22 protein-coding genes are annotated in these 25,296 nt (G+C 68.8%); 15 read left to right on the top strand and 7 right to left on the bottom strand.

Translation table 11 applies throughout. The features are described from left to right. Positions 1–11 precede the first annotated feature (11 nt). The 6 genes from E3T61_RS06445 to E3T61_RS06420 all read left to right on the top strand — a co-directional run bounded on the left by E3T61_RS06445 (position 12) and on the right by E3T61_RS06420 (position 8,165). Complete coding sequence (locus E3T61_RS06445; protein ID WP_134640068.1) at positions 12–1,577, top strand: SDR family oxidoreductase; 1,566 nt, start codon at positions 12–14, stop codon at positions 1,575–1,577. A gap of 207 nt (positions 1,578–1,784) precedes the next feature. Further along, positions 1,785–2,345, top strand: coding sequence for a GDSL-type esterase/lipase family protein (locus E3T61_RS06440; protein WP_134640067.1), 561 nt, complete (start codon positions 1,785–1,787; stop codon positions 2,343–2,345). A gap of 79 nt (positions 2,346–2,424) precedes the next feature. Further along, positions 2,425–4,290 carry a DUF2207 domain-containing protein gene (locus E3T61_RS06435; RefSeq protein WP_134640066.1) on the top strand — a complete coding sequence of 622 codons (1,866 nt, stop codon included), beginning with the start codon at positions 2,425–2,427 and terminating at the stop codon, positions 4,288–4,290. Then, positions 4,290–4,628 (top strand): DUF6804 family protein, encoded by a 339-nt coding sequence (locus E3T61_RS06430; protein ID WP_241992422.1) that lies wholly within the window; start codon positions 4,290–4,292, stop codon positions 4,626–4,628. The genes E3T61_RS06435 and E3T61_RS06430 overlap by 1 nt, the downstream gene beginning before the upstream one ends. Before the next feature lie 202 nt (positions 4,629–4,830). Continuing rightward, positions 4,831–7,005, top strand: a complete 2,175-nt coding sequence (locus E3T61_RS06425; protein WP_134640065.1) for a DEAD/DEAH box helicase — start codon at positions 4,831–4,833, stop codon at positions 7,003–7,005. 131 nt (positions 7,006–7,136) lie between these two features. Next, complete coding sequence (locus tag E3T61_RS06420) at positions 7,137–8,165, top strand: 6-phosphofructokinase (RefSeq protein ID WP_134640064.1); 1,029 nt, start codon at positions 7,137–7,139, stop codon at positions 8,163–8,165. An 88-nt stretch (positions 8,166–8,253) separates the two neighbouring features. Here E3T61_RS06420 and E3T61_RS06415 read toward each other — a convergent pair whose 3' ends face one another. Then, complete coding sequence (locus tag E3T61_RS06415) at positions 8,254–8,517, bottom strand: mycoredoxin (RefSeq protein WP_088455649.1); 264 nt, start codon at positions 8,515–8,517, stop codon at positions 8,254–8,256. Between the two features lie 67 nt (positions 8,518–8,584). On the opposite strand from E3T61_RS06415, the gene E3T61_RS06410 reads away from it, so the two are divergent. The 3 genes from E3T61_RS06410 to E3T61_RS06400 all read left to right on the top strand — a co-directional run bounded on the left by E3T61_RS06410 (position 8,585) and on the right by E3T61_RS06400 (position 10,755). Beyond that, complete coding sequence (locus E3T61_RS06410; protein WP_134640063.1) at positions 8,585–9,061, top strand: 8-oxo-dGTP diphosphatase; 477 nt, start codon at positions 8,585–8,587, stop codon at positions 9,059–9,061. 174 nt (positions 9,062–9,235) lie between these two features. Next, the gene (locus tag E3T61_RS06405) at positions 9,236–10,426 is read left to right on the top strand and encodes an inorganic phosphate transporter (RefSeq protein WP_134640062.1); all 1,191 of its coding nucleotides are present in this window, start codon (positions 9,236–9,238) and stop codon (positions 10,424–10,426) included. After that, positions 10,423–10,755 (top strand): peptidase, encoded by a 333-nt coding sequence (locus E3T61_RS06400; protein WP_134640061.1) that lies wholly within the window; start codon positions 10,423–10,425, stop codon positions 10,753–10,755. Before E3T61_RS06405 ends, E3T61_RS06400 begins: the two co-directional genes overlap by 4 nt. 81 nt (positions 10,756–10,836) lie before the next feature. Here E3T61_RS06400 and E3T61_RS06395 read toward each other — a convergent pair whose 3' ends face one another. Then, positions 10,837–12,111, bottom strand: coding sequence for a uracil-xanthine permease family protein (locus tag E3T61_RS06395; protein ID WP_134640060.1), 1,275 nt, complete (start codon positions 12,109–12,111; stop codon positions 10,837–10,839). 126 nt (positions 12,112–12,237) lie between these two features. Here E3T61_RS06395 and E3T61_RS06390 point away from each other — a divergent pair, with 126 nt between their 5' ends. The 4 genes from E3T61_RS06390 (at position 12,238) to E3T61_RS06375 (ending at position 18,178) form a co-directional block, all read left to right on the top strand. Further along, positions 12,238–13,869, top strand: a complete 1,632-nt coding sequence (locus tag E3T61_RS06390) for a carboxylesterase/lipase family protein (RefSeq protein WP_134640059.1) — start codon at positions 12,238–12,240, stop codon at positions 13,867–13,869. Between the two features lie 90 nt (positions 13,870–13,959). Next, positions 13,960–15,498 carry an NCS2 family permease gene (locus tag E3T61_RS06385; protein ID WP_134640058.1) on the top strand — a complete coding sequence of 513 codons (1,539 nt, stop codon included), beginning with the start codon at positions 13,960–13,962 and terminating at the stop codon, positions 15,496–15,498. Between the two features lie 220 nt (positions 15,499–15,718). Then, the gene (locus tag E3T61_RS06380) at positions 15,719–17,227 is read left to right on the top strand and encodes an aspartate ammonia-lyase (protein ID WP_134640081.1); all 1,509 of its coding nucleotides are present in this window, start codon (positions 15,719–15,721) and stop codon (positions 17,225–17,227) included. A 36-nt stretch (positions 17,228–17,263) separates the two neighbouring features. Beyond that, positions 17,264–18,178, top strand: coding sequence for an alpha/beta fold hydrolase (locus tag E3T61_RS06375; protein ID WP_241992419.1), 915 nt, complete (start codon positions 17,264–17,266; stop codon positions 18,176–18,178). 89 nt (positions 18,179–18,267) lie between these two features. Here E3T61_RS06375 and E3T61_RS06370 read toward each other — a convergent pair whose 3' ends face one another. Together E3T61_RS06370 and E3T61_RS06365 are read right to left on the bottom strand one after the other, a co-directional pair. Continuing rightward, entirely contained in the window at positions 18,268–18,666 is a 399-nt protein-coding gene (locus E3T61_RS06370; protein ID WP_134640057.1) for an alpha/beta hydrolase, read from the bottom strand. A gap of 24 nt (positions 18,667–18,690) precedes the next feature. Further along, positions 18,691–19,842, bottom strand: a complete 1,152-nt coding sequence (locus tag E3T61_RS06365; protein WP_134640056.1) for an alpha/beta fold hydrolase — start codon at positions 19,840–19,842, stop codon at positions 18,691–18,693. A 136-nt stretch (positions 19,843–19,978) separates the two neighbouring features. Between E3T61_RS06365 and E3T61_RS06360 the strand changes: the two genes are divergently transcribed. Then, positions 19,979–20,587 carry a TetR/AcrR family transcriptional regulator gene (locus tag E3T61_RS06360; RefSeq protein ID WP_134640055.1) on the top strand — a complete coding sequence of 203 codons (609 nt, stop codon included), beginning with the start codon at positions 19,979–19,981 and terminating at the stop codon, positions 20,585–20,587. 2 nt (positions 20,588–20,589) lie between these two features. On the opposite strand, the gene E3T61_RS06355 is transcribed toward E3T61_RS06360, so the two are convergent. From E3T61_RS06355 to E3T61_RS06345, 3 genes are read right to left on the bottom strand one after another with little or no spacing between them, the layout of a single operon-like run. Beyond that, a complete protein-coding gene (locus tag E3T61_RS06355; RefSeq protein WP_241992418.1) occupies positions 20,590–21,369 on the bottom strand; it encodes a glycosyltransferase family 2 protein in 780 nt (259 codons plus the stop codon). After that, a complete protein-coding gene (locus E3T61_RS06350; RefSeq protein WP_166793160.1) occupies positions 21,359–22,234 on the bottom strand; it encodes a fumarylacetoacetate hydrolase family protein in 876 nt (291 codons plus the stop codon). Before E3T61_RS06350 ends, E3T61_RS06355 begins: the two co-directional genes overlap by 11 nt. Positions 22,235–22,238: 4 nt before the next feature. Next, positions 22,239–23,882 carry a DNA-3-methyladenine glycosylase 2 family protein gene (locus tag E3T61_RS06345; protein WP_241992417.1) on the bottom strand — a complete coding sequence of 548 codons (1,644 nt, stop codon included), beginning with the start codon at positions 23,880–23,882 and terminating at the stop codon, positions 22,239–22,241. Positions 23,883–24,004: 122 nt separating this feature from the next. Between E3T61_RS06345 and E3T61_RS06340 the strand changes: the two genes are divergently transcribed. Next, positions 24,005–25,222, top strand: a complete 1,218-nt coding sequence (locus E3T61_RS06340) for a PrsW family intramembrane metalloprotease (protein ID WP_134640053.1) — start codon at positions 24,005–24,007, stop codon at positions 25,220–25,222. Positions 25,223–25,296 lie beyond the last annotated feature (74 nt).

Here is a 25,296-nt window from a genome sequence, read left to right as displayed (position 1 = left end):
AGGCTGACGCAATGACTGAGAAGACTGCTCGCCGCGTACTGGTCACCGGAGCCACCGGCTACATCGGGGGACGCTTGGTTCCCAAGCTCCTCGAGGCCGGCCACACGGTTCGTGTGCTGGTGCGTTCGCCCCAGAAACTCACCGATGTGCCCTGGGCCGGTGACGTTGAGATCGTCGAAGGCGACCTCGGCGACCGTGACTCGGTGGCCAGGGCGAGCGCCGGCGTCGACGTGTTCTACTACCTGGTGCACTCGATGGGCGCCAAGGGCGACTTCGAGCAGACCGAACGCACGGCGGCGCGGAACGTGGCCGGCGCAGCTGCCGACGCCCAGGTTTCCCGCATCGTGTACCTCGGCGGCCTGCACCCCGACAGCGAGACCCTGTCTCCGCACCTGCGTTCGCGCGCCGAGGTCGGCCGCATCCTGCTGGAATCGGGGGTGCCGACCGTGGCGTTCCAGGCCGGGGTCGTGATCGGGTCGGGGTCGACGTCCTTCGAGATGATCCGCCACCTCACCGAGGTGCTGCCGTACATGCCGGCGCCGCGCTGGGTGCGCAACTTCATCCAGCCGATCGCGGTGCGCGACGTGCTCTACTACCTCGTTGCCGCCGCCGACGTGCCCGCGGAGGTCAACCGCACCTTTGACATCGGCGGCCCGGATGTGCTGCGGTACGGCCAGATGATGAACGGCTACGCCGTCGAAGCCGGGCTGCACCAGCGGCCCATCGCGCCACTGCCGGTGCTCACCCCCTGGCTCGCGTCGCAGTGGGTCAACCTCGTCACGCCCATCCCGCGCAGCCTCGCCGTGCCGATCATCGCGTCGCTGCAATACGACTGCGTCATGCACGAGCACGACATAGATGCTGTGATCCCGCCCCCGGCCGGCGGCCTCACCACCTACCGCCGGGCGGTGCGGCTGGCGCTGGGCCGGATGCGCGACGGCGACGTGGAGACCAGCTGGCAGAACGCCGCGACGGAGGGGGCCTCGAGCAACCCGTTGCCCAGCGACCCCGATTGGGCCGGCCACCTCGTGTACACCGACCTCAAGGAGAAGCGCACCACAGCCAAGCCCGCCGACTTGTGGCGGGTCATCGAGAGCATCGGCGGGGAGAACGGCTGGTACTCCTTCCCGCTGGCCTGGGCGGTACGCGGCTGGATGGACAAGATCGTCGGGGGAGTGGGCCTGAGGCGCGGCCGCCGGCACCCGGACCGCCTGCAGACCGGCGACGTGCTCGACTTCTGGCGTGTTGAACGCATCGATCGGGGCAGCTTCCTGCGGTTGCGCGCCGAGATGCGGGTGCCCGGCCGGGCCTGGCTCGAAATGCGGGCCGAGCCCACGGATGACGGCGGCTCGATCTACCGCCAGCGCGCGGTGTTCTTCCCGCGCGGACTCGGTGGCCGGCTCTACTGGTTCTCGATCCTGCCGTTCCACGGGGTGATCTTCAGCGGCATGGCCAACCGCATCACCGCCGCCGCCGAGAAGGAGGCCACTGTCGTGACCACAAAACCCGGCTCTCCCGGCGGCACCGCTGCGACCCAGGAGACCGTCGCGCCCGCGGAGGTCGCCCTCAACTCCTGACCCGCCCCGCGGAACGCACCCATCCCGAAGGCCGGGCTTGTCGAAACCGTGCTGAGCTTGTCGAGGTAGACCCGGTGACCCGGTGACCCGGTCTGTGGTTCGCCGCCCTCCGTCGGGGTCGAGGCAGCTGACGGAACCTTGCCAGCTTCGGCCCTAGCCACCGTCCGGCCGGGAGCGCATCATGGTATCGAGTGTTGAGGAGTCGAAATGTCGTCAGTGGTGGTGTTCGTCGGCGATGGCCTCAGCGGGGGTGCTCGATGGGAGGAACGATTTCCCGAACTCGAGGTGCACAACCTCGGCGTGAACGGGGACACCACCGATGAGGTCCTTGGACGGCTCGATCAGGTCGTTGAGACCGACCCCGATGCCGTCGTCCTGCAGGTGGGTACCAACGATGTCGGCTGGAATCGTTCGGACGAGTACATCGTGCGCAACATCGAAACCATTCTCTGCACGCTGCGCAAACGGCTTCCCGGCGTGCGAGTGCTCGTGCAGTCGGTGCCGCCGCGGGAGAAGGAGTTCGTGCACCTGATCCGCTCGGTCAACCGGCACTTGCGCCAGTTCGCTCCCACGGTGAAGGCACGCTACCTGGACCTGTGGCCGACGTTGGCCGCCGAGGACGGCACCCTCAGCACCGAGTGGTCAGCCGACCACCTGCATCTCACCGAGGCGGGCTACCTCGTCTGGCTCGCCGAACTCCGCCCGGCGCTCGCGGACCTGCTCGAAAGCCCGCCGCAGACGATGTCGGTCAGCCGGCACCCAGCCTGACCTGCCCCGCCCCGGCCGGCCGGGTGAACGTGCACGCCGCCGGTGACCCGGAGTCTGACGCTCTCGCTACCATGAGAGCATGCGCCGACCCGTACGTTTCAGCTTGCGAGTGTCATTGGCCGTCACGATTCTCGCCGGACTCCCCGTGCTCGCCGCGAGCTCAGCGGCGGCGCTGCCCGAACCGGCCGTAGTGTCCGCCGGTGTCGACGATTTCAGCTTCGCCTCCATGCACGCCGACTACAGGCTCGACCGCGACGACGAGGGTCACTCCACCCTGGCCACCACCGAGACTCTCGTGGCCCGGTTCCCGGAGACCGACCAGAACCACGGCATCCGGCGGCTGATCCCCACCCACTACAGGGGTGAACCCACCGAGCTGTCCGTCGTCGGCGTCACCGACGAGACCGGCCGGGAGCGGGGCTACGAGACCGAAACCGACAGCGACGACGACAATAACGAGTACCTCGTCGTCACCATCGCCGAGGACGGCTTCGTGCACGGCGACCAGACCTACGTGATCAGCTACACCCAGAAGAACATCGCCCGCTACCCTGACGACACCCCGGACGAGGAGTTCTTCTGGGAGGTGAACGGCACCGGATGGGCCCAACCGTTCGGCACCGTCTCGGCGACCCTGCATGTGGCGGCCGACCTGGTGCCCGCCCTCACCGGGGAAGCGGCCTGCTACCAGGGCATCTCGACATCCGGGGCCGCCTGCGACGCGCTTGAAAGCGCCGCAGACGGTGACGAATGGGTCGTCCAAGCCACCGCCCGCGATCTGGCCCCGAGGGAAGGCCTGGCGCTGGCCGTGGGTTTCGATGAGGGAACATTCGTGCCCAGGGACGATTCCTTCACGGCCAACGTGTTCCCGTCGATCGCGCTCCTCGCGGCGCTCGCGGCGCTGGTCACCGCCGTGATCGGCGTCGCCGCCCGCACCACCCGGTGGCGTGACCAGCCCGGTCGGCCCACCATCATCGCCGAATACCTGCCGCCGGCGGGGGTGAACCTGCTGCAGGCCGGCGGTGTGCTCGGCGCCAAGGCCGGCGGCAAGTCCCTCACCGCCCAGTTCCTGCAGTTCGCCGTGAACGGCAACGTGCGGGTCCTCGAGGGGGAGGGCAAGAACCACTACCTTCTTGAGCTGCGCACCCGGGCGGGCCTTGACCCTACCGAACGCGCCGTGCTCGACGCCCTGTTCCCCACCAGCCAACCCATCGGCACGATCCGCGACTTCAAGAAAACGGATACGAAACTGGGCACTGCTCTCACCGCCGCGCGGAGCGCGGCCGGCAAACAGCTGCTCGCCGACGGTCTCCGCGAGAAGAAAGGCGGCCCGTTGCGCGGCTGGCTGCTCGGGATTGCCGTCGTCACCGGTTTGGTCGCGATGATCGCGAGCATCATCTCGTTCGCCACCGAGGTCGCCGGCGCGTGGCCGGCGCTGTTCCTGGTCGTGGGCCTGGCCGCGGCAATTGTTACGATGGCCGTGACCGTGGATGTGCGCCCGCTCACCATTCGCGGTGCCGAACTGCGCGACTACCTGAAGGGCGTCTCCGTGTACATCTCGCTTGCCGAAGCGGACCGATTGCGGGTGCTGCAGAGCCCCCGCGGCGCGCTGCGCACGCCCTACCGGCCCGACGCGGCCACAGCGGTGGCGACCGAACCCGTCCAGGTGCTCAAGCTCTACGAGCGGCTGCTGCCGTTCGCGGTGCTCACCGGGCAAGAGAAGGAATGGTCCTCCGTGCTCGGCGACTACTACGCCGGGGCCCACCAACAGCCGGACTGGTACGTCGGTTCCGCGCCGTTCAGCGCAGCGTACTTCGCCACCGGCGTCTCGGCATTCGCCACATCCGCATCGTCGGGCATCGCATCGAGCTCGTCCAGCTCCGGCTCAGGCGGCGGCGGCTCGGTCGGTGGCGGCGGCGGCGGCGGTGGGGGAGGCGGTGTCTGATGGGCACACCGGCAGAACCTACCTACACCCGCTCGGCCCTGGCGCCCGGACTGCTCGCCGCGATCGCCCTCCTGGCCGGACTGGCCCTGCTCGATGTCGACAGCTTCGTGATCATCCGCTACATCGTCAGCATCCTGGCCCTCATCATCTGTGTCTTCGTCATCCAGGCCAAGGCGTGGTGGTGGCTGATCGGCCTGGTGCCCATCGCGGTGCTGTGGAATCCGATCGTCGTGATCGACTGGCATGGCCAGGGCTGGGTGTCCGCGCAGTTCATCGCGGCCCTGATCTTCATCGTCGTCGGGATCCGCACCAAGGTCCCGGTGCCGATGCACCGCTAATTCCGGGGGCGGGCATAGACTAAGCATGCGTCTGGAGCCGGGCTCGACCGTGGCCCCGCGGCCATCAGTGCACAAGTGACTGAAAGTTGCGGCGTCCCGCTGTTCGTTCATGGGGTTCGGCGTATCGATCGCACAGGCATCCTGCGGATGCGCAACACGACGAGCGCGCATTGAGTGCTGCGCTGGTGTGAAGTGGAGAAAAATGGCATACACCCGCCCCAACGGAGCGGGCCGCGCTGGAGCCGGCAGCGGTCGAACACGTCAACGCCCGCGCTCGCGCGACGACGACGCCCCGATCATCCCGATCCTCGCCCGCAAGGTGCGCGAGGTCGAAGCCAAAGCCCAGAGCGGTACCAAGCTCGGCCCCACCAACCGCACGAAGTACCAGGTCATCGCGCTGCTGATGCGTGAAGAACGCGCCCGTGTGAAGACCGACCCGCTCCTCACCGACGCGAACCGCGCCGAACTGCTCAAGCGCCTCGACGGCATCGCCCAGATCCTCGCGAAGACCGCCGCCCGCGACACCAGCCTGATCACCCTGCTCGAACCGGATGCCGGTGTCTCCACCGTCGCGCAGCGCTTCCGCCGCGACTGGCTCCTGGAATCCGGCGCCGAACTCAGCCCGGACGAGCTCATCATCACCCGCGAACCCGAGGCCAAGCCCGAGGTCCCGCAGAACCAGGTCATCCCGCAGTCGGTGCGCGCCCGGCAACTGGCCAACCCGTTCCTCGCCCCCGACTTCAGTGCCGTGCAGGCCGCGCCGGTGTCCTCCGCCCGTCGCCTGGCCAACTGGGAACTGCTCGGCCCGCTGTTCAAGGCGTTCGAATACGGTTCAGGCGGTCAGGCCGCCAGCATGGACCTGCCCGAGGCTCCCAACGTCGACAGGTTCTCCCCGCGCGGCATGGAGCTCATGCGGCACCAGGCCCGCTTCATCGAGAGTGCCCGCCTCGGTCACCGCAGCTACCTCCTCGCCGACGAACCCGGCCTCGGCAAGACCGCCCAGAGCCTGCTCGCCGCATCCGTCGCCGGCGCCTACCCGCTGCTGGCGATCGTGCCCAACGTCGTGAAGATGAACTGGGTGCGCGAGGTGGAGTTGTGGACGCCGCACCGCCGCGCCACCGTCATCCACGGCGACGGCGACACCCTGGACGCCTTCGCCGATGTCGTCGTGGTCAACTACGACGTGCTCGACCGGCACCTGGCCTGGCTCGGAACCCTCGGTTTCAAGGGCATGGTCGTCGACGAAGCCCACTTCATCAAGAACCTGCAGTCGCAGCGCTCCAAGCACGTGCTCAGCCTCGCGGAGCAGATCCGCCGCCGCACGCCGGGCAACAACCCGTTGCTGATGGCGCTCACCGGCACCCCGCTGATCAACGACGTCGACGACTTCCGCGCCATCTGGCAGTTCCTCGGCTGGATCGACGGCGACAAACCCACCGCCAAGCTCATGCAGCGCCTCGAAGAGACCGGGCTCACCCCCGCGGATGCCGGCTTCTACACCGCCGCCCGCTCGGCCGTCATCGACATGGGCATCGTGCGTCGCCGCAAGGTCGACGTCGCCGCCGACCTGCCCGCCAAGCGCATTGCCGACCTGCCCGTGGAGCTGGACAGCGAACTCGGCCGCTCCATCCAGAAGGCCGAGCGCGAACTCGGCGCCCGCCTGGTCAAGCGCTACAACGCCCTCGTGGCCGCCCGCCACCCCGGCGTCAAGGCGCCCGCGCTCACCGACGAGGAGCGCGCCGCGTATATCCGCGCCGTCGCGCACGCCGACCTCGAGGAGTCCAAGGGCACCACGACCGGCGAGAACGTGTTCACCATGGTGCGCAAGATCGGCCAGGCCAAGGCCGGGCTCGCCGCGGACTACGCGGCCCAGCTGGCCCACTCGGTGGGCAAGGTGGTGTTCTTCGCCAAGCACATCGACGTGATGGATGCCGCCGAGGAGATCTTCGCCAAGCGGGGCCTCCGCACGGTGTCGTTGCGCGGCGATCAGAGCGCCCTGGCCCGCCAGGCGGCGATCGACTCGTTCAACACCGATCCGGAGGTCGCCATCGTGGTGTGTTCGCTCACCGCGGCCGGCGTCGGCGTGAACCTGCAGGCCGCATCCAACGTGGTGCTGGCTGAACTGAGCTGGACGGCGGCGGAGCAGACCCAGGCCATCGACCGGGTGCACCGGATCGGCCAGGCCGAACCTGTCACGGCGTGGCGGATCATCGCCGCGCACACCATCGACGCGCGCATCGCCGAACTCATCGGCAGCAAGCAGGGCCTCGCGGCCCGCGCGCTCGACGGGGCAGACGAGGACGTCTCGCCGGCCGATTCCGTGCAGGCCAGCGCGTTGGTCTACGTGCTCACGCAGGCGCTCGACGGAGAGCTTTAACACCGGGCCGGAAGTCCCTACCCCCGAGCAGCGCCGCCGGTGTTGACTTGATCCAGGCCAGAGCGCGCCACCATGATGGTGGACGGGCAATCTGCCGCAACAAATATGTATGCACTAAGGAGCAGCCAGATATGAAGATCGGTATCCTCACCAGCGGTGGAGACTGCCCGGGCCTCAACGCAGTGATTCGGGGTGCTGTTCTCAAGGGAGGACGCGCGTACGACTCCGAGTTCGTGGGCATCCGCAACGGCTGGCGTGGGCTGGTGCAGGGCGAGTTCATGAAACTCGACCGGCACAGTGTTCGTGGCCTCTCCCGCCAGGGCGGCACCATCCTCGGCAGCTCGCGCACCAACCCGTTCGAGGGTGAGAACGCCGGCCCCGAGAACATTCAGCGCACCATGGACGCCGAGGGCATCGACGCCATCATCGCGATCGGCGGCGAGGGCACCCTCACCGCTGCCCGCCGTCTCACCGACGCCGGCATCAAGATCGTCGGCGTGCCGAAGACCATCGACAACGACCTCGCCGCCACCGATTACTCCTTCGGCTTCAACACCGCCGTCGAGATCGCCACCGAGGCCATCGACCGCCTCCGCACCACCGCCGACTCGCACGGCCGGTGCATGATCGTCGAGGTCATGGGCCGCCACGTGGGCTGGATCGCCCTGCACTCCGGCATGGCCGGTGGCGCTCACGCCATCCTCATCCCCGAGCAGCCGCAGACCATCGAGCAGATCTGCGAGTGGGTCGAGAGCGTCCGCGACCGCGGCCGCGCACCCGTGCTGGTGGTCTCCGAGGGCTTCCTGCTCGCCGAGATGGGCGAGGCCCACTCGCACAAGGGCCTGGACGCGTTCAACCGTCCCCGCCTCGGCGGCATCAGCGAGCTCATCGCCCCCATGGTCGAAGAGCGCACCGGTATCGAGGCGCGGGCGACGGTGCTCGGCCACACCCAGCGTGGTGGCGCCCCGTCGGCCTACGACCGGGTGCTCGCCACCCGCCTGGGCATGTCGGCCGTCGACGCCGTCATCGAGGGCAAGTGGGGATCGATGGTGTCGCTCAAGGGCACCGACATCGAGACCGTCAGCATCGCCGACGCCACCATGGACCTCAACCGGGTCACCCAGGAGCGTTACGACGAAGCGGCCGTGCTGTTCGGCTAAACCGCGAATCCGCAAACAGGACTGCCCGGACGACTGAGGTCGGCCGGGCAGTGTGCGGTTGAACGACGGTGGTTGAACTCTGACGAGGTCAGGCTGCGGGGGCGAGCTTGGCCTGCACCTGCGCGAGCGACGGGTTCGTCGCGGCCGAACCATCCGGGAACAGCACCGTGGGCACGGTGCGGTTGCCGCCGTTCAGGCTCATGACGAGCTCGGAGGTGCCGTCGACCTCTTCGACGTTCACCTCGGTGTAGCCGATGCCGACCTTGTCGAGCTGGCTCTTCAGGCGCGAGCAGTAGCCGCACCAGGTCGTGGTGAACATCGTGATAGTTCCGGTCTCAGGCACAAAATCCATGCATACAGCGTAACCGAGGATACGGAGAACTCGGCGAGCGCTCCGGCCCGCTCGCTACGATGAAACCATGACCGACCTACCCCAGGTGTGCGTGTGCTACCTCACCCGCCTGTCCGAGACCGGCGAGCCCCAGGTTCTGCTCGGTCGCAAGAAGAAGGGCCTTGGTCTGGGCAACATTGTCGGGCTCGGCGGCAAGCTGGAGCCGGGGGAGTCCGCCGTTGATGCCGCCGTGCGCGAAGTCGAGGAGGAGTCCGGCCTCACGGTCACCGCCGATGATCTCACCCCGATGGGCGTGCTCACCTACCTGTTCCCGCACAAACCGGGCTGGAGTCAACTGTCGAACGTCTTCGTCACCGACCGGTTCAGTGGCATCCCGCGGGAGTCGGACGAGTTGAACCCACAGTGGTTCACGATCGCCGAGTTGCCCGTCGACGACATGTGGGATGACGCCAGGCACTGGCTGCCCGGCGTGCTGGCCGGCCGGAGTGTCGAGGCCACCTTCACCTTCGGCGCAGACCTCGCCACCGTGGTCGCCCGCGGCTGATCCAGGCCGGGTACCTGAACGGTAGGTAAACGTCGCGTGAACACCCCCTGAATTGACCTGCTCGCCTGAGGCTGTCAGGATCAACGGGGCCCGGTTTCGAGCCAGCCATCTCTCTTGCGTGCCCGGGCGTGTTTCCAGGCCACGGCTCGGGTTGAAACACAAGGAAAGACGCCGGTGGAATTCACCTTTATCGTCGCGCTGGTCATCGCACTGGCACTCATCTTCGACTTCACCAATGGATTCCACGACACGGCCAATGCCATGGCAACCCCGATCGCCACCGGGGCCATGAAGCCCAAGGTCGCCGTCGGTGTCGCCGCGGTGCTCAACCTCGTGGGGGCGTTCCTGTCCACCGAGGTCGCCAGGACCGTCTCCGGCGGCATCATCAAGGAGGGTGACGGCGGCATCCAGATCACCCCGGAGATGATTTTCGCCGGACTGATCGGTGCGATCGTCTGGAACCTGATCACCTGGTTGCGGGGACTGCCGTCCAGTTCCAGCCACGCCCTGTTCGGCGGGCTCATCGGCGCCACCATCATCGGGGTCGGCGCCCAGGCGGTCGCCTACGACGTCGTTCTGGCCAAGGTGATCCTGCCCGCGCTGATTGCTCCGATCACCGTCGGCATCGTCGCGTACCTCGCCACCCGTCTCGCCTACGCCATCACCCGCCGCGACGCCGGTAAGCCGGATGGCCGCGGCGGCTTCCGCTACGCGCAGATTTTCTCCTCGTCGCTGGTGGCACTCTCGCACGGCACCAACGACGCGCAGAAGACCATGGGTGTGATCACGCTGACCCTCATCGCCGGTGGTTACCAGGCAGTCGGCTCCGGGCCCCAGTTCTGGGTGGTGGCCTGCTGCGCCCTCGCCATAGCGATCGGCACCTACACCGGCGGCTGGCGCATCATCCTCACGATGGGCCGCGGTCTCACCGAGATCAAGCCGGCCCAGGGCTTCGCCGCCGAGACCAGCACCGCCGCGACCATCCTCGCGTCCAGCCACCTCGGCTTCGCCCTCTCCACCACCCAGGTTGCCTCGGGGTCGGTCATCGGTTCCGGACTGGGCCGACGCGGCTCCACAGTGCGCTGGGGTATGGCAGGTCAGATCGCCCTCGGCTGGTTGCTCACCCTGCCGGCCTCCGCCATCATGGGTGCCTTCGCCGCCGGCCTGGCGCTGCTCGGTCCTATCGGCATCCTGCTGGACATCCTCATCGGCACCGGCGTGGTCTACGTGCTGTTCCAGTGGTCCAAGCGCGACAGGGTCTCGCACGACAACCTGCACGACATCGATGACGCGGGCCACGTCGTGAAGATCAGAAAGACGCCCCGCAAGCCGTCCCGCAAGGACCGATCGAAGGTTGCACTGTGATCGACTGGGCCGCTTTCCTCGTTGTCGCCGTCGCCGCCCTGGTGTCCTCGGCCATCGTCGTCTCGCTGTACTCGCTGGGCCTGCGCCTGCTTACAACAGCCGGGCGCATCCCCATGGTGGAACCCGCCGAGTTCACCGGTGCCATCACGGTGCTCAGCGCGGCCCGGGCCGCCAAGGACGCCAAGCGCGCACGTAAGGCCCGCAAGGCCAACCCGCTCACCCAGGGCCAGAAGCGCCTGGCGCAGTACGCCGGCTACTTCTGCTTCGCGCTGTGCGGCCTGATCGTGCTCTACGGCGTCTACCTGATCGTCCCCGCCCTGCACAAGTAGCCCCGCCCCCTTCCGCGAACTGTGACCTAAGCACCTAAAAACGCCGCGCGAAGGTGCTTAGCTCACAGTTCGCGGGGGTGGTTAGGCGGTGCGGCGGACGCGGGCCACCCAGGTCATCAGGTGGTAGATCACGATGGCGGCCACGGTGCCCAGTGCGATGCCGTTGAACGTGAGGGTGCCGGCGCTGAAGGTGTAGTCGGCGATGCCGATGATCAGCGCGGTCGCGGCGGTGAACTGGTTGACCGGCTTGCTGAAGTCGACCTTGTTGTCGAGCCAGATCTTGACGCCGATGATGCCGATCAGCCCGTACAGGGCCGTCGTGACGCCGCCGAGAACGCCCGCCGGGATGGTGCTGATGACGGCGCCGATCTTGGGGGAGAGGCCCAGCAGCACCGCGGTGATGCCGGCCACCCAGTATGCGGCTGTCGAGTAGATGCGGGTAGCGGCCATCACGCCGATGTTCTCGCCGTAGGTGGTGGTGCCCGAGCCGCCGCCGAAGCCGGCCAGCACGGTGGCGAGGCCGTCGGCGAGCAGCGCCCGCCCGGTGAGCCGGTTGACCGAGCTGTCGGTCATCTGCGCGACACCACGGATGTGGCCGACGTTCTCGGCGATCAGCACCAGCACCACGGGCAGGAAGGCCGGCAGGATCGCCCACACGGCGGGGTTCTCGAACGGGTTCGTCGGCAGGGTGAGCGGCGGCAGCCCGACCCAGGCGGCGTCGGCGACGGCGCTGAAGTCGACCTCGCCCTGGATGACCGCGGCGACATAACCGACGATGACGCCCAGGAAGATCGAGAGCCGGCCGAGGATGCCGCGGAACAGCACGGTGGAGAGGATCACGGCGGCGAGGGTGATCACAGCGGTCAGCGGCGCTTCGGTGAAGTTGTTCTTGGCCACCGGTGCCAGGTTGAAGCCGATCAGCGCGACGATCGCACCGGACACGACGGGCGGCATCAGTGCGTCGATCCAGCCGGCCCCGGTGAACTGCACGACGGCGCCCACTACGGCCAGTAGCAGACCGACGGCCAGGATGCCGAACAGCGCGCTGCCCATACCCGCCGTGGCGGTCGCGGCGGTGATCGGTGCGATGAACGCGAACGACGACCCCAGGTAGGAGGGCAGCTTGTTGCGGGTGATCAGCAGGAACAGGATCGTGCCGATACCGGAGAACAGGATGGTGGTGCTCGGCGGGAAACCGGTGATCAGCGGAACCAGGAAGGTGGCGCCGAACATCGCGACGACGTGCTGGGCGCCGATGCCGATCGTGATGGGCCAGTTGAGGCGTTCCCCCGGGGCCACGACGTCGGTCGGGCCGACGGTCTTGCCGTCGCCGTGCAGGGTCCAGGGCAGTGCCATTGGTGTCTCGTTTCTGTGGAAGCCGCGCGGCCGGATACGTCACTCGGCCCTAGCTGAGCGTAGTGCTCCGCCGGCCGGGCCATCGAGTTTGCCCCGGTGTCAGCCGACCGGATTAGGATCACCCCCATGACTTCGCCCACTCGCGCTCGCCCCCTCGATCCGCTCGAGGTGCGGGTGTCCGGCGGCCTGGTGCGCGGCGTTAGCGAACGCGGTATCCGCGCCTGGCGGGGGATCCCGTACGCAGCCGCCCCGGTGGGACCGTTGCGCTTTCGCGCCCCGGCACCCGCCCTGCCCTGGCCGGGCGTGCGCGACGCAGCCCAGTTCGGCCCGGTCGCCACCCAGAGCCACCGCGGCCAGTTCATCGGCGCCCACCCGCGCATCCCGCAGAGCGAGGACTGCCTGTCCCTGAACGTGATCGCCCCGGATGCCCCCATCGACGACGGTGCGCTCCGCCCCGTGATGGTCTTCGTGCACGGCGGCGCCTACAGCGTGGGCTCCTCTCGCGAGAACCCCCGGCAGGGTGAGGGTCTCGTGCGGCGCGGCGGCATCCTCTATGTGGGCATCAACTACCGGCTGGGCGCGCTGGGCTACCTCGACTTCAGCCGGTACTCCACACCGGAGCGGCCCTTCGAGAGCAATCTGGGGCTGCGCGACCAGGTCGCCGCGCTCGCCTGGGTGCGCGCCAACATCCGGGCCTTCGGCGGCGACCCGGATGCCGTGACCCTGTTCGGTGAATCGGCCGGCGGCAACGCCGTGACCACCCTGATGACCGTCCCGGCCGCCGCGGGCCTGTTCCGGCGGGCGATCGCCCAGAGCTCCCCGCCGAACGCCGTGTACCCACCCGCGTTGACCGCCGAGTGGGCGGCGACGTTCGTCGGCATCCTCGCCGAGCAGACGCTGGGCGCACCGGACACCGGACCCGACCTCGTGCATCCGGCAGCGCAGCTCGCGAGCCAGCCGGCCGAGCCCCCGGTGGGTTCGGGTCTCACCGATGCCGAGGCCGTGCGGTTGCTGCTGGACGCCGACCCGGCCCGCCTGGCCGGGGCGACCACCACCCTCACCACGCGCTCGCCCGACCAGTACCCGGGCACCATCCCGCTCTGCCCGGTCATCGACGGTGACTTTTTGCCCGAACGTCCCCTGGACGCGTTCCGCGACGGCCGGGCGCATCGCATCCCGCTGATCATCGGCACCAACGAACGCGAGGGCTCGCTGTTCAGTGGCCGGATCGACATTCTCGCGTCGACACCGCCGCGCATGCGCGCCGTCTTCGCCAACACCAAGAAAAAAGCCAAGAAGGCGCTCAAGGCGCAGTACCCCGGCATCCCGGCGCCGCGGGCCGCGTTGGACTTCGGCGGCGATTACTCGTTCTGGTACCCGAGCGTGAAGGTGGGGGAGCGGCACTCCAGGTACGCTCCGGTGCACTTCTACCGATTCGATGCGGCACCCCGGCTGCTGCGCCGGATGGGACTGGACGCCACCCACGGCCTCGAACTGTTCCCGCTCTTCGACAGGCTCGACGGCTGGTTCGGCCGCGGCATGACCGTGCTCGGCGGGCGCCGCGCCTTCAAGGCCATCGGTCTGCGGATGCAGGGCTGGTGGTTGAGTTTCGCCCGCACCGGGGTTCCGGATGCCGCGTGGCCGGAGTACACCGAGGCCGACAGGCTGACGCTTGTCATCGACACCGTCGACAGGGTGGTGCCGGATCCGCAGGCCGAACGCCGCATCGCGTGGGGCGCCTTCGTCCCGCACGTTTGACCAGAGCGGTTGGCCTGATTTCCAGGACCGCGCTGCGAGTCGTAGACTGAGGCGTTTGGCGCGCCGCCGAACGTCGACTGGGAGAGCATCATTTCCGCATCAGAGCATGAGTCTGCCGCCGTCGCAGACGGCACCACCGCAGCAACCACCGCACCCGCTCCCGAGCCGGCCGCCAGACCGGAACCGACCGGTCGCGGCACGAAGTCCGTGCTTGACCGCTACTTCGAGATCACCCGGCGCGGTTCCACCTGGGGCCGGGAGGTGCGCGGCGGTCTGGTGACCTTCGTCACCATGGCCTACATCGTCATCCTCAACCCGCTGATCCTCGGTGGCTTCAGCGCCGACCAGGCCGCAGTGGATGTCGCCGGGAACTGGCTGCCGAACGGCCAGGTCGCCGCCGTCACCGCGTTGACCGCCGGCGTCATGACGATCCTGTTCGGTGTCATCGCCCGCCTGCCGTTCGGTTTCGCCGCCGGCCTCGGCATCAACTCGTTCCTCGCCGTCAGCGTCGTGGGCCAGGTCACCTGGCCCGAGGCGATGGGCCTGGTCGTCATCAACGGCCTCATCATCGTGCTGCTGGCCTCCACCGGCCTCCGCGCGATGATCTTCACCGCCGTGCCACGCCAGCTCAAGATCGCCATCACCGTGGGCATCGGCCTGTTCATCGCGTTCATCGGCCTGGTCGACTCCGGGTTCGTACGCGCCAGCGGCGTCGCCTCCCCGCCCGTGCAGCTCGGCGAGTCCGGTTCGGTCGCCAGCCTGCCCACCGCGGTGTTCGTGATCGGTCTGCTCGTCATCGGCGTGCTCGTGGCCCGCAAGGTCAAGGGCGCCCTGCTCATCGGCATCGTCGGCACCACCGTGCTCGCCGTCATCCTCGAGGCCATCTTCAAGGTGGGCCCGTCGCTCGGCACCAACCCGGCCGGCTGGAACCTGAACGCCCCGGTGCTGCCGTCGAGCTTCGTCGCGCTGCCCGACCTGTCCCTGGTCGGCGAGGTGAGCTTCGGCGCGTTCGAGCGCATCGGCATCCTCGCGGCTGTGATGCTGGTCTTCACCCTGGTCTTCACGAACTTCTTCGACGCCATGGGCACCATGACCGGGCTCTCCAACGAGGCCGGCGTGGCCGACAAGAACGGCAACTTCCCCCGGCTCAAGTCGGCCCTGATCGTCGAGGGTGTCGGCGCCGTCGTCGGTGGCGCCACCTCCTCATCGTCGAACACGGTCTTCATCGAGTCCGGCGCCGGCATCGGCGAGGGCGCCCGCACCGGCTTCGCCAACATCGTCACCGGGCTGCTCTTCCTCGCGGCGATGTTCTTCACCCCGCTCACCCAGATCGTGCCGCTCGAGGTGGCCGCCGCCGCTCTGGTCATCGTGGGCGCCATGATGGTGTCGCAGATCCGGTTCATCGACTTCAGCGACTTCTCGATCGTGCTGCCGGTGTTCCTGACCATCATCGTGATGCCGCTGAGCTACTCCATCGCCAACGGCATCGGTGCCGGCTTCATCAGCTGGGTCATCGTGCGCTCCCTCTCGGGCAAGGCCCGCGAGATCAGCCCGTTGCTCTGGGTCGTCGCCGTCGGGTTCCTGGTCTTCTTCGTGCGCGGGCCCATCGAGGTCATGTTCGGCGTCTAACGGATGCCGCCCGGCCACCGCCGGCCCGGACTGCGTTTTCTTGCACCACCCGGCCTGACGGCGACGGTTCGCTGCGTGGCGCTGTCGAAATGTGCGGCTCCGGTGCCGGGGTCTGCGCCCGCGATAGAGTGAATCGGTCATGAGCCACAAGCTCGTCCCCGACGGCAATGGAGCCAGCGTGCACACCACACCCAGCATGTCCGCAGAAGACACTGAAACGATGACCACCGACGTGACGACAGACACCTCCGGACCAGGTCCGATCGCACCAGGGGATGTGGGCGCCGATGTCCCCGCGGCCCCGGGCTTCCGCATCGAGCGCGACTCGCTCGGCCGGGTCGAGGTCCCCGCCGACGCCTACTGGGGCGTGCACACCAAGCGGGCGCTGGAGAACTTCCCCATCGCCAAACGGCCGATCTCGGTGTACCCCGACTTCGTGGTGGCGTTGGCGTCGGTGAAGCAGGCCTGCGCCCGCGCGAACGCCGAGGTGGGTGCGCTCAGCCAGGAACGGGCCGACTGGATCGACGCGGCCTGCCAGGAGATCATCGAGGGCAAGCACCACGACCAGTTCGTCGTCGGAGTCATGCAGGGCGGCGCCGGCACCTCCACCAACATGAACGCCAACGAGGTCATCTGCAACCTCGCCCTGGAGAACGCCGGGTACGGCCGGGGCCGCTACGACATCCTCAGCCCGATCGACCACGTCAACCGCAGCCAGTCCACCAATGACACCTACCCCACCGCGATCAAGATCGCCCTGGCCTTCTTCCTCAAGCACCTGCTGCGCGAACTCAAGGCATTGCAGGGCTCCTTCTCGGTCAAGGCCGACGAGTTCGAGCAGATCCTCAAGGTGGGCCGCACCCAGATGCAGGACGCCGTGCCGATGACCCTCGGCCAGGAGTTCCACGGCTTCGCCACCACCCTCGGCGAGGACTACGACAGGCTCACCGAGACGATCTGGCTGCTCGCCGAGATCAACCTGGGCGCCACCGCGATCGGCACCGGAATCACCGCCGATCCCGGCTACGCCGCCGCCGCCATCCGGCACCTCAACGTGATCACCGGGCTCAACCTCGAGGCCGCACCAGACCTGATCGAGTCGACCAGCGATGCCGGCAGCTTCATGTCATTCAGCGGCAACCTCAAGCGCAGCGCCATCAAGCTCTCCAAGATCTGCAACGACCTCCGCCTGCTCTCCTCCGGCCCGCAGGCCGGGTTCGGCGAGATCAACCTGCCGCCCCGCCAAGCCGGATCGAGCATCATGCCCGGCAAGGTCAACCCGGTCATCCCCGAGGTCGTCAACCAGGTGGCGTTCGCCGTCGCCGGGGCGGATGTGACCGTGACGATGGCCGCGGAGGGCGGGCAGCTGCAGTTGAACGCGTTCGAGCCCGTCATCGCGCACTACCTGTTCCAGAGTCTCACCTGGATGACCCAGGCGATGTGGACGCTACGGGTGAACTGCATCGACGGCATCACCGCGAACGAGGATCGGCTCGCGGCCATGGTGGGGTCCAGCGTCGGAGTGATCACCGCGCTGATCCCGCACATCGGCTACGCGGCCGCTGCGGCGCTCGCGCAAACGGCACTGCTCACCGGGCGGAACGTGGCCGACCTCGTGGTGGAGGCGAACCTGATGACCCGCGAAGACGTGATGCGTGAGCTCGAACCGGCCCGGCTCTCCGGCATGCTGCCGGACACCGGCACCTCGTCGATCCCCATCATCGAGTAGGCCGCACGAGACGGGACACGGCGCTACTCTGGTGCCGTGTCCCTGCGTGTGAGGCAGCAGCTCCGCCGGCACGAACCGATCCACCCCGATCGGCTCGCGAGGCTCGACGCCGCCCTGCCGGACCTCGACTGGACGATTCTGCCGCCGGGAACCGAACGTGTGTCCTTCCCCGCACCGAGCGGCCGGCTCGCCGCGATCGCCCTGGGCCGGCTGGGCGCCCCGCGGGTGCTGCTGGTGCCGGGCGCCACCGGGTCGAAAGAGGACTTCGTGCTGCTCGCACCGCTCCTCGCCCAGGCCGGCTACCGGGTGGAGAGTTTCGACCTCCCGGGCCAGTACGAGTCGGCGGCGGCCGGACCACCGCTCGGCCGGCATTTCGACTACGACTTGTTCGTGGCCGACCTGGTCGCGGTCCTCGAATCCGGGGACACCCCGGTGCACGTGCTCGGCTACTCGTTCGCGGGGCTGGTCGCCGAGCTGGCCTTCGCGAGGCGGCCGGAGCTGTTCGCCTCCCTCGTGTTGCTGACCACGCCGCCGGGTCCGGGCCAAACCTTCCGCGGCGTGCGCTGGCTCGGCCCGGTCAGCGGCATGGTGCCGCCGCACACCATCGCCTCCCTGATGATCTGGGGCATCGTCACCAACCGCAATCACACAAGGCCGGGCCGGCTCGCTCTCGCGCGGATGCGATTCGACTACACCAGCCGCACGAGCCTCGACGAGATCATGCGACTGATGAAGCACACCCCTGATGTGCGCAGCGAGCTGGCCGGCAGCCCGGTGCCGATGCTCATCGCCGTGGGGGACCGGGACCTCTGGACGCTGCGCCAGCACCGCAGGTTCGCCGCCCATATCGGCGCGGACGTCCGCGTCTATCCCGCCGGGCACAGCCCCTGCGAGACCACCCCACACCAGCTGGCCCGGGACCTGCTGGCGCTCTACGCGCGCGGTCGCTGAAGTGCGGCAGCCATCCAGCGTCCCCTGAGTCCGGGGCGGGATCCGCCGGTACGCGGAACGGCGCACCGATAGCGGGTCACGGAGCAGATTCACAGAGCGCAGCGTGTCCCTTCGTCTGGTAGTTCGAGGTTGACCAGGTAGTCGGCCACCACGCCGTCGACGCACTCATTGCGCGAGATGATCGACCCATGCTGGTTGCCGTCAACCGTGAGCAACCGGGCGCCGAGGGTCTCGGCCAGGCTGATGCCACCGTCGTGTGGCGTCACCGGGTCGCCGGTGGTCGAGGTCACGAGCACCTCGGGTAAGCCCTCGATGTCGGTGGCGTAGGGGAAGCCCAGCGTCGGCTCGGATGGCCAGAACTCGCACCCGTCCTGCGTCGCAGGGCTTCTTCCGGTGTCGAGGAACGGCGCCGCGTCGTTGAGCCGGTTGCCGAGCTCGGTCATCTCGTCTGCCGTGAGTCGTTCCTCATCGACGCAATTGATGGCCAACGTGGCTTCGTAGTCATTCTTGTATTACCCGCTGTCGGATCGGCCGTAGTAGCCGTCACGAAGCGCGAGCAGTGCCTCGGGCCGACCCGCTTGCAGCTCCGACAGCCCAGCGATGATGGCTGTCCAGCTGGCTTCGGCGTACAGTCCGGAGATGATTCCCTCGGCTGCGGCGAGGAAGGTGACCTCTCGGCCGTCAGCGGCCACAAGCGGCTCGTCCAGAAGTGGACGGAGGAGCTGCTGCGCCGCGGTGGTCGCCTGCGCCGGGTCGGTACCGAGGGGGCACGGTGTCTGCTTTGCGCAGAAGTCCGCGAAGCGCTGGAACGAGGCTTGGAGCCCCTCGCTGAGCTGGATCCGGCGATCACCGGTGTCCTTGCGTGGGTCTACCGCGCCGTCGAGAACGAGGGCCCGGACGTTCTGGGGGAACATCTCGGCATACACCGAGCCGAGCCGAGTGCCGTAGCTTGCGCCCGCGTAGGTGAGCTTGTCGTCGCCGAGCGCCGAGCGGAGCACGTCCAGGTCGCGAGCGACATCTCGGGTGCCGAGGCGGGCGAGCATCTCCTCGCCTCCCGATCCGGTCGCACACTTCTCGACGATCGCGCGCGCCGACTCGTCCGTCCACTCGCCGAGGGCCGACAGCGGTACGTCGGCGTCGCGTTCCTGGTCCGTGTAGCAGTCGACCGCTGGGTCGGTCAGCCCGACACCGCGCGGATCGAATCCGACGAGGTCGAAGTTCTCGGCGATGGGGCCCCCCGTCCACAGCGCGGCGACGAGCGGGGCGAAGGTTGTCGCCTGCACGCCCGGACCGCCCGGATTCAGGACAACAGAACCGATAGGGTCCTCGCCCGTGGCGGCGTTGCGCGTCACGGCGATGTCGAGGGTCTCCCCGTCGAGGTTCTCATAGTCGATCGGCACCGTGAGTGTGGCGCACTCGGCTTTCTCCGCCGCCTCGATGATCTCGGGAACGGGCGGCTGCGAGCCCACGATGGTGGGGTCGCAGGCCCCGAATTCGAGCGACTGCTCCAGGTACTGGTCAAGACCCACCGCGTTCGCGCTCCCACCTTCGTCCGGTGTCGCGTTGGTACACCCAGCGATCAGCAGCAGCGAGACAACGGCCACCACCGCCAACCCCGGCTTCGTCCACGGGCTTCGCTCGTCGTGTTTCACTCGGGTACGCATCTGGTTCTCCGTCTCATCGTTCGAGCATTGTTCGTGCAACACCGCACCGCGCACTCGCGCTGAACTAGTACAGTGTGATAGTCAACGAGGAGCTAAGCTAGCACACTGTGATAAAGAGCGCACAAGAAGGAGAGTCATGGACGCGGAATCCAACGAACCAGGCACGCGCGCCAAGATCCTCATCGCTGCGGCGACGATGCTCGGCGAGAACCCGACCGCGCGCCTGAGCGTCCGCGCGGTAGCCGCTCGCGGCCAGGTGAGCACGGGCTCGCTACGACACTTCTTCCCGACTCAGCGCGATCTCCTCGACGCCGTCGTCGCCGGGATCTACGACCTCGACATCCCCGACGACCCGATCAACGAACACACGCTGACCCCGACCGAGCGCCTGATCGCCTGCATGCGACTGATGCTCGCGCACGTGGGCGTCGGCGATCGCGCCCGCCAGCATTGGGGGGCGCTCTACGAGGCCTACGTGGCCTCCACTCCGTCCGGTGATGAGGTGGCGACTTACCTCGCGCTCGAACGGCTTGGTCGGCACCGTATCGAGCGATGGTTGACCGTGCTCATCGAGGAGGGCGCGATTCCGGCGGGCGGGGTCGAGTCACGGGCACGATTCCTCGCGACAGTGATCAACGGCCTCATGATGGAGCGCGCTCTACCCGCCGAGGCCGTGCGAGTGGAGACCGAAACGGAAACGCTGCGCCGCGCGATCCTCGCCGTCACCTCGGTGCGGCCGAGCTAGCGTCAGAGCGCGCGAGGGTGGGTCTCGCGCGGACTCACCGAGTGCCGCCGGAGCCGCCAGGGGGAGTAGTCCGGCCAGTCGAAGAACAGCGTGCGGCCGGCCCAGGCCACCCGCCGGCCGAGCCCGCGAGGGGTTTCGAACGGCCGGGCGGAAATCAGCACCCGCAGGTTGGGGTCGAGGGTGACCGGTTCGTCCGGGCCCAGGTGCATGCTGAAGTCGAGGTCGTCGTGCACGTCGGTGATCGTGCGCCGCACCCGGTCGCGGTTGGCGGCCCATACCTGCCGTCGCATCGCGAAGTTCGACCCGAACAGCGGCGGGTGGCCCAGCCACAGGCCCATCCAACGGAAATATCCGCCGATGTAGAGGTGGCCGCCGAGCCAGGCCGTCACGGGGCCGCAGTTGTAGAAGTCGCCGGGGCCGGTATACACGGCGGTGCCGGGGTCGGCCGTGAACCGGGCCTCGATCCGTTCCAGCCAGTCCACCGGAGGCACGGAGTCGGCATCCAACCGGGCGATCACGTCGCCGGTGGCCGCGTCATAACCGGCCGCCGACGCCGGCCAGATACCCCGCAGCGGTTCCAAGATCACCCGCACGCCGGCTGCGCGCGCGATAGTCGCGGTCGCATCCGTGCTCGCGTTGTCGACCACGATGATCTCGTCGGCCGGCCGGCGTTGCTGGGACAGGGCGCGGAGGCAGGTGCGCAGGAAGTCCGCGTCGTTGTAGACCGGAATGACCACCGAGAGGGTGATCGGGGGGTGTGGCGGGCCCGGGTCAGATCTCACGGCAGTGGGTCGTGAGCAGTCCGATCCGGTCAATGGAGACGGTGACCGTCGACCCGTCCTTGAGGAACACCTGCGGCTTGCGGCTGTAGCCGGCGCCGCCGGGGCTGCCGGTGGAGATCAGCGTGCCCGGCATCAACGTGGAGGTCAGCGACAGGTAGGCGATGATCTCGGCGACGGTGCGCACCATGTCGCCGCTCGACGCATCCTGCAGCACCCGCCCGTCGACGTGGGTGGTCAGCCAGAGATTCTGCGGATCGGCGATCTCGTCAGCCGTGACCACCAGCGGGCCGGTGGGCGTGAAGCCGTCGAACGACTTGCACCTGGACCACTGCGCCTCGGAGAACTGCAGGTCTCGGGCGGTGATGTCGTTCACGACCGTGTAGCCGAAGACATAGTCGAGGGCGTCGCGCACCGAGACGTTGCGGGCGGGCCGGCCGATGATCACGCCGAGTTCGGCCTCGTAGTCCACCTGGCTGGTGAGGTCGCTCGGCCAGGTGATGATCGACTCGTGCCCGGTGAGCGAGTTCGGCCAGAGCGAGAACACCGTTGCAGCGGTTTCACTGCGCAGTTTGAGCTCGGACGAATGCGCGGCGTAGTTGGCGCCGATGGCGATGATCTGCGGCGGCCGCAACACCGCGGAGGAGTGCCGCAGATCGTCGATGGGCGTCAGGGTGGCGCCGTGAGTCAGCGCGTTCGCGGTGAGCGCTCGCACCCTGTCGTATTCCGGGGCGCCCTTTTCGATGAGGTCCTGGAGATCGCGCGGGGCGTCGTCGATCACCTCGTCGAGGAAGAGCGCCGCGTCGTCCACCACGAGGGCTAGACGGGGGGTGGATTGGCCTTCGACTCTGAGATGCGCAAACTTCACTTCTTCAGCGTAACGGGGAGGCGCCGTTCCCGCCGGTAACTTCCGGCCCGGTCGGTCGCGGGCCGCCCGCCGCCCGCCAGAGGTGCATGCCCGCGTAGCTACGCCACGGCGCCCACACGCCGCCATGAGCGGCGAGGTCCTTGGCTGCGTCGGGCAGGCCGAGCCGGCCGGCCCCCTGCCGCAGGGCGAGATCGCTGGTGAGCAGGATGTCGGGACTGCCGAGCACCCGCATCGCCACGTAGCCGGCCGTCCACGGGCCGATGCCCGGCAGGGCGGTGAGGCGGGCCTGCAGATCGTCGCGGCTCTCGCCGATGTCGAGCACAAGGTCGCCGGAGGCCAGGGCCCTGGCGACACTGATGATCGTCTCGATGCGGGCGGCCGGGCCGCGCAGCACGTCCCGGCCGTTGTCGGCGATGTCGGCGGCGGTGGGGAAGAGCAGGTGCGGGGCGTCGGTGTGTTCCGGGTCGCTGTCCGGCTCGACGGCGTCCACCGCCGTGCCGAGTGCGGCGCTGAGCCGGCCGAGTGAGGTACGGGCGGCGGCCACAGACACCTGCTGGCCGAGCAGCGCCCTGAACAGGGTTTCCTCTGGGTCGAGGCTGCCAGGCACCCGGATGCCCGGGGTGCGGTGCACGGACCCGGCCAGCACCGGGTCGCCGGCCAAGACCAGATCGATGGCCTGAGCATCCGCATCGAGGTCGCACAACCGGCGCACCCGGCTGACCAGCGGGGCGAGGTCGGCGAGGCTGTGCAACCGGGCGGTGCACGCGATCGCGGGAGCCTCGATCGTGCCGGCGAGGGCCAGGTGCAGTCGCGCCCAGCCGTGCGGGAGCCGCAGGGTGCGCTCGTACCCGGCCGGCGTGGAGCGTTCGACACCGGTGACGGCGCGCACCCCGAGGAAATCGAGCAGGCCCTGCCCGTCGAACGGCGCCCGGGCGGGCAGCAGCAGGCTGATCCTCGAACCGGTGCCAGCGTCGGGATCGCCGCCGGCTTCTACCCTCGCGCCGGCGCGGAGAGCCGACGGGGTGCGCTCGTACACGGTGGCGATGGTGTCGTTGAACTGACGCACACTGCCGAATCCGGCGGCGAACGCGACGTCGGTGACCGGCAGATCGGTGCTTGTCAGCAGTACCCGGGCGGTTTGGGCTCGGTGGGCTCGAGCCAGCGCAAGCGGCCCGGCGCCGACCTCGGCGACCAGCACCCGGGTGAGGTGTCGTGACGTGTAACCGAGCCGGTGCGCCAGCCCCGGCACCCCCTCGCGTTCCACGGTGCCGTCGCCGATCAGCCGCATCGCCCGGGCGGCCAGGTCGTCACGGATGTTCCACGCCGGCGACCCCGGCACGGCATCGGGCAGGCAGCGCTTGCAGGCTCGCAGGCCCGCCTCGTGGGCGGCGGCGGCCGTGAGGTAGAACGAGACATTGCCGGGTTTGGGGGTCATGGCCGGGCAGCTGGGCCGGCAGTAGATGCCGGTGGAGTGCACGCCGGTGATGAACTGGCCGTCGAAGCGGGCGTCACGCGAGGACATGGCCCGGTAGCGCTCGGCGAAAACCGGGTCGTCGACGCTGCCACGCGCCGACGCGCCGACCGGGCCGGGGCGCCGGGAGCGTGCCGGGGGGAGCGCTGGGTCGGGGGAGCTGGTCGCGGGTGTCACAGATCAAGACTGACACGCCGCCCGCCGCACCGGTAGCGGGAATCGGACACCGCCGTCGGGGGTCGGGCTGGAGGCGGAAACCGCCCGCTCCGGCCGTGCCCGTCCGCCGTAAACTGGCGGGCATGACCCTCGACCCCACCGGCCGACCTCTCGCCGTGCCCCCACAGGACACACCCATCCACACGCCGGTGTGGAGCGCACCGGTGCGGCGCACGAACCTGAGCACAGTGGTGTGGGCGACCATCGGCATCGTGGTCGCCGCGCTCGCGCTGCTGTTGGTGCTGGTGTACCTGTCGACATTCCTCGGCCCGGGCGCGCTCGTTGTCTGCCTGCTGCTCGCGCTGGTGCCGCTGACCCTGGTGGTGCTCGCGGTGCGCTGGCTTGACCGGTGGGAGCCTGAGCCCCGACCGGCCCTCTGGTTCGCGTTCCTGTGGGGCGCCGGTGTCTCGATTGTGACGGCGCTGGTGTTCGACCTCGGTGTGCAGATCGTCGCCGCGACCAGCGGGGTGGCCCGCCCTGCGGGGGACTTCACGGCCGCCGTGATCCAGGCGCCCCTCGTGGAGGAGTCGGCGAAGGGCTTCGGCATCCTGCTGCTGTTCTGGGTGATCCGCGGCCAGTTCAACGGCCCGATCGACGGGGTCGTCTATGCGGCCATGATCGCCGCCGGGTTCGCGTTCTCGGAGAACATCCAGTACTTCGGTGTGGCGATGCTCGACGGCGGTATCGCCGATCTGGGTGTGACGTTCCTGCTGCGCGGGGTGATCTCCCCGTTCGCGCACGTTCTGTTCACGGCCTGCACCGGCCTGGCGATCGGACTCGCCGCTCGCCGTGCGAGCGGGTCGAGCTACCTCGGCGCGGTGTTGATCGGACTCGTCGCCGCGGTGCTGTTGCACGCGCTGTGGAACGGGGCGTTCTTCTTCCTCACCGACGACGCCTCCCTGGTGGGCTACTACTTCCTCGTGCAGGTGCCCCTGTTCATCGGCGCGATCCTGGTCATGGCCATGCTGCGGCGCAAGGAGGAGAAACTGACGGTGCAGCGGCTCGGCGACTACGCCGCGGTGGGCTGGTTCACCCCGGCCGAGGTGGCCATGCTGGCCACACCTCTCGGCCGGCGCCAGGCGCGGGCGTGGGCCCACGGGCAACCGCCGGCGCGCCGCCAGGCCATGAACCGATTCATCACGGATGCCACCCGGTTGGCGTCGGTGCGGCAACGCCTGGTCAGCGCCCAGCTGCACCCGTCCCGGCGCGGGCCGGTACGCCCAGGGGGGACCCCCGACCAGATTGAGGAGGCCCGGCTGTTGCGGCTGCTGATGACCGACCGCGCCGCAGTGCTCGGCTGATCCGAGCGGGCGCTGCCCCGGTGGAGCTCGGCCGGCCGGAGGCGCTGCCGGTCAGGCCAGAGAAAACTCGCCGC

This window comes from Cryobacterium lactosi, from assembly GCF_004403945.1.
Lineage (GTDB): Bacteria > Actinomycetota > Actinomycetes > Actinomycetales > Microbacteriaceae > Cryobacterium > Cryobacterium lactosi.
The sequence above is the reverse complement of the archived record's forward strand: the minus strand, read 5'-3'. Positions and strand labels throughout refer to the sequence as shown.

Bases quoted from the DNA above. Each gene is read 5' to 3' on its own strand.
- E3T61_RS06420 (WP_134640064.1), top strand. From the start codon at position 7,137: ATGAAGATCGGTATCCTCACCAGCGGTGGAGACTGCCCGGGCCTCAAC.
- E3T61_RS06415 (WP_088455649.1), bottom strand. From the start codon at position 8,517: ATGGATTTTGTGCCTGAGACCGGAACTATCACGATGTTCACCACGACC.
- E3T61_RS06340 (WP_134640053.1), top strand. From the start codon at position 24,005: ATGACCCTCGACCCCACCGGCCGACCTCTCGCCGTGCCCCCACAGGAC.
- E3T61_RS06440 (WP_134640067.1), top strand. From the start codon at position 1,785: ATGTCGTCAGTGGTGGTGTTCGTCGGCGATGGCCTCAGCGGGGGTGCT.
- E3T61_RS06395 (WP_134640060.1), bottom strand. From the start codon at position 12,111: ATGGCACTGCCCTGGACCCTGCACGGCGACGGCAAGACCGTCGGCCCG.
- E3T61_RS06425 (WP_134640065.1), top strand. From the start codon at position 4,831: ATGGCATACACCCGCCCCAACGGAGCGGGCCGCGCTGGAGCCGGCAGC.
- E3T61_RS06410 (WP_134640063.1), top strand. From the start codon at position 8,585: ATGACCGACCTACCCCAGGTGTGCGTGTGCTACCTCACCCGCCTGTCC.
- E3T61_RS06445 (WP_134640068.1), top strand. From the start codon at position 12: ATGACTGAGAAGACTGCTCGCCGCGTACTGGTCACCGGAGCCACCGGC.
- E3T61_RS06360 (WP_134640055.1), top strand. From the start codon at position 19,979: ATGGACGCGGAATCCAACGAACCAGGCACGCGCGCCAAGATCCTCATC.
- E3T61_RS06390 (WP_134640059.1), top strand. From the start codon at position 12,238: ATGACTTCGCCCACTCGCGCTCGCCCCCTCGATCCGCTCGAGGTGCGG.
- E3T61_RS06365 (WP_134640056.1), bottom strand. From the start codon at position 19,842: ATGCGTACCCGAGTGAAACACGACGAGCGAAGCCCGTGGACGAAGCCG.
- E3T61_RS06435 (WP_134640066.1), top strand. From the start codon at position 2,425: ATGCGCCGACCCGTACGTTTCAGCTTGCGAGTGTCATTGGCCGTCACG.
- E3T61_RS06380 (WP_134640081.1), top strand. From the start codon at position 15,719: ATGACCACCGACGTGACGACAGACACCTCCGGACCAGGTCCGATCGCA.
- E3T61_RS06430 (WP_241992422.1), top strand. From the start codon at position 4,290: ATGGGCACACCGGCAGAACCTACCTACACCCGCTCGGCCCTGGCGCCC.